The 3,261-nt window shown below is 28.9% G+C and carries 3 protein-coding genes; all 3 read left to right on the forward strand.

All coding sequences use genetic code 11. The annotated features are described in order from the left end of the window. Window positions 1-217: 217 nt before the first annotated feature. Window positions 218-415, forward strand: a complete 198-nt coding sequence (locus BPMYX0001_RS27110; RefSeq protein WP_006097374.1) for a hypothetical protein — start codon at window positions 218-220, stop codon at window positions 413-415. Window positions 416-556: 141 nt separating this feature from the next. Then, complete coding sequence (locus BPMYX0001_RS27115; RefSeq protein WP_006097375.1) at window positions 557-754, forward strand: hypothetical protein; 198 nt, start codon at window positions 557-559, stop codon at window positions 752-754. A 1,480-nt stretch (window positions 755-2,234) separates the two neighbouring features. Beyond that, window positions 2,235-2,921 carry an MBL fold metallo-hydrolase gene (locus tag BPMYX0001_RS27125; RefSeq protein WP_006097376.1) on the forward strand — a complete coding sequence of 229 codons (687 nt, stop codon included), beginning with the start codon at window positions 2,235-2,237 and terminating at the stop codon, window positions 2,919-2,921. The last annotated feature ends 340 nt before the right edge of the window (window positions 2,922-3,261 follow it).

The following is a 3,261-nucleotide window of genomic DNA, read 5'->3' on the forward strand; positions in this document are numbered from 1 at the left end:
ACAAAACCTCTTCAGCAAGTAAAATGAAGGGGTTTTTTCTAGATACAGTGACTACTGATAAGTGGGGTTATGTTAACTATCGATTTAAAACAAAGTCATACCGTTTATAAAAAAATGAACTAAAATAATTTAATTATGACCTGGAAAATTACCCCCAAAACTAGAAATTACCAATTAAAATTATGATAGAATTTATATATAGGAAAGGTGGGAGATTATGAAAAAACGTTCATTATTAGGAAAGATATTACTTTTTCTCGGGCCAATTTTATTTGTTTGGGGACTAATTATGCTTAATGTGATTACAGATATTATACAGTTTGAAAATACAAATAAGGTATTATCATTTAGTGTTCTTATTGCTGGAATAGCTTGTTTCATTGCGTCTAACTTTTTTAAAGAGCGCAAAGTATAAAATATTTTATGTATATAAAAATTAGACTTCTATATAAGTTTTTATCAAACTTTTTTACAACCAAGATTAACTGATGTAGGCGCTTTATTTAAATACCTCGATATAGTGTAATTTGATTATGAAGTTAAAAGGGGTTTGGGTATGGAAGATGTATATGGAGGACTAAAATATTTTGGTTTGTTACTTGTATTAGTATTTGGTGTGGGATTTATTATACGTTGGATTTTTCGTGATGTAATTTCGTTAGATCAATTACTTGGTTTAAGTATAGGAATTATTACGTTAATAATGGCGTTTTTTGTAAAGAAATACTGTAAAGAGCTAAATACTAATAGTTAATTTATGCTTTCTTTGGATGAGTATCTTAATAGTGATGAGATACTCGTTTTTTCTTGTTAAGATTTAATCCCTTTATTTATAATGTTTTGAATGTATACTTTCATTATATAAATTGAGTATATCAGAAGATTTGGCGTGAAGTTAATGTTTACGGCAAAACGAATGTAAACAAATATTCAAAAGTTTACATTGGAGTATTTAAAAAATTTAATCTCTCAGACGAACTGAGCGGTTTTTTGATATTATTATGTTTATTTTTATAAGGGGATAGTTCCTGGCTTCACCCTAGCCATTGCACTCACACCCAAAAACAAGAGGATAATAAAAAATACAGGAGGGCTATATGAAGCCAAGTCGAACATATAATAATAATTGGTATTAGAAAAATTTGTAATGAGAGGTACTCATCACGAAAGGGTGGAAATACTTGAATAAAAATCATATATGGTTAGCTTTATTATTATCTTTGTTAATAGTAATGCCTTGGAATTTACTTTTCTTTTATACACCTATCCTTTTACCAATTATGGGGTTTATATCTAAGTTCATTTTATATTTTCTCTTAGTGTTAGTAAGTCTTCGATTTCTTCAATATTTAAAACATAAAACTAACTATGAAAAAGAATTAATAGAACTTATTAAAAAATCTAATCACCTAACAAATAAAGAAAAATAATGTAAATTTTAAGAGTTCTCTCAGCTTATCTGAGGGATTTTTTTATTTGGGGTAGCACGCACATTTTAACGTTTTTATACGCTAAGGGATTCTCAAAACTCAATAACACGATTTGAATTGAGATTTTGATTTAAAGATGAGTTTTGAGACACTGTTTAGGCTCTTTTCAGTACCTTCTACATTGAAGTACATTTGTCTCAAATACCTATGTTTTTGAGATTGGTGATACCGCTTAGAGTAGTAAAATCAACGTTTTTTCATGTCGAATTTGCTTAGCGTATATTTTCGTTAAAATGTGGATGGGACCCCATTGCTATCAAGTTAAAAAATCTGTTGTTCCCCAAAACGATAAAAATAAACTTCGGTACTATAAAAACACAAAATTTCCATTTAGGGGGTACTTTAAAATCTTAGCTTGATGGGCATGGGGTAATGCCAGCATTTCGGAAGAAAAACACGCTAAGCAAATTTGGATAAAAAAGAGCCGAATCTTACCCCGTTAAGAGTAAATTGGCCTTTTAATATTTACGGAACGTAAGCAATGTAAACTTGTTGAATGAACTCCTTCAAACTTATATTCTCCTAAGAAATTAATGTGCTCCCAACCTAAAGGCCATATATACGGCATTATATCCTCCCTAATTTCAAAATTACTATATTAAAATATAGATCGGTGAGAGGATGGTTGATCAAACTTTATTTCAAATCTACATTTATAACGTCTTTTTTCATATCATGTACAATAAGTGTATAGAATATTCGGTTATCAAAGGTTTCACAAACATACCGTATGGAGGAAGAAAAATGAAGATAATAGAGCTACCAATTGAATTTGAATTTAATAAACAAAAAAATTACATTTATCCTAGCTTAATTATATTGAATGATGAACTAACTCTGGTTGATACAGGTTATACAAATTTCTTACCTTTAATTGAAAATGAAATTTTTAAAAATGGATATGAAGCGAAGAATATAAAAAATATAATCATTACTCACTATGATGATGATCATATAGGTTCCCTATATGATTTCAAAGAGAAGTATCCTTGGATTAACATTATTGCTAGTGAAAGTGAATCGAAATACATTAGTGGTGAAATGAAGTCAGAGAGATTGGTTCAAGCTGAAGAAATGCTAGAAAATATGTCAAGCAAAGAAATCAAATTTGGTAAATGGTTTACACAACAATTAAAGAATTTGAAGCATGTCTCGATTGATGAAAAGGTACATGATGGTGATTTGATTTTAGATAACAAATGTAGAGTAGTAGCAACACCAGGGCATACTTCAGGACATATTTCATTGTATTTTCAAAGTTTAAAAAGTGTAATTACAGGTGATGCAGCTGTTAATGAGAATCATGAATTAATCATTGCTAATCCACACTTTTGTTTAAATGTTGAGAAAGCGCAACAATCTTTAAGAAAGATTAAAAACCTTAAAGCAGAAACTTACTATTGTTATCATGGTGGGAAATTTACTTTATAATTGGGAGATAAACGTAGATATTTAGGCTTGACGGTGGATTCACTCATTAATTTCATCCGAAGATTTAACATAATACAGTAAGCGGTAGTGAGCATATACTTTTATTATTTGTATTTAGTTTATGAATTTTTTCATATCTAACAAACCTTCATGTTAGCATCCAAAACGGGTGCTTTTTTCTTTGTTATATAAATTTTATATAATAAACGTGAAATTGAACAAAGTGGACAATTGAAAATATAATACCTCAGCCAAAATGTTTTAAAAAAATGTTTGTTTAATTTTTCCACAATTGATTTCTTCATCATATAAGTAAAAAAAGAGATAAGAACACTTTTTA

This window comes from Bacillus pseudomycoides DSM 12442 (assembly GCF_000161455.1).
GTDB lineage: Bacteria > Bacillota > Bacilli > Bacillales > Bacillaceae_G > Bacillus_A > Bacillus_A pseudomycoides.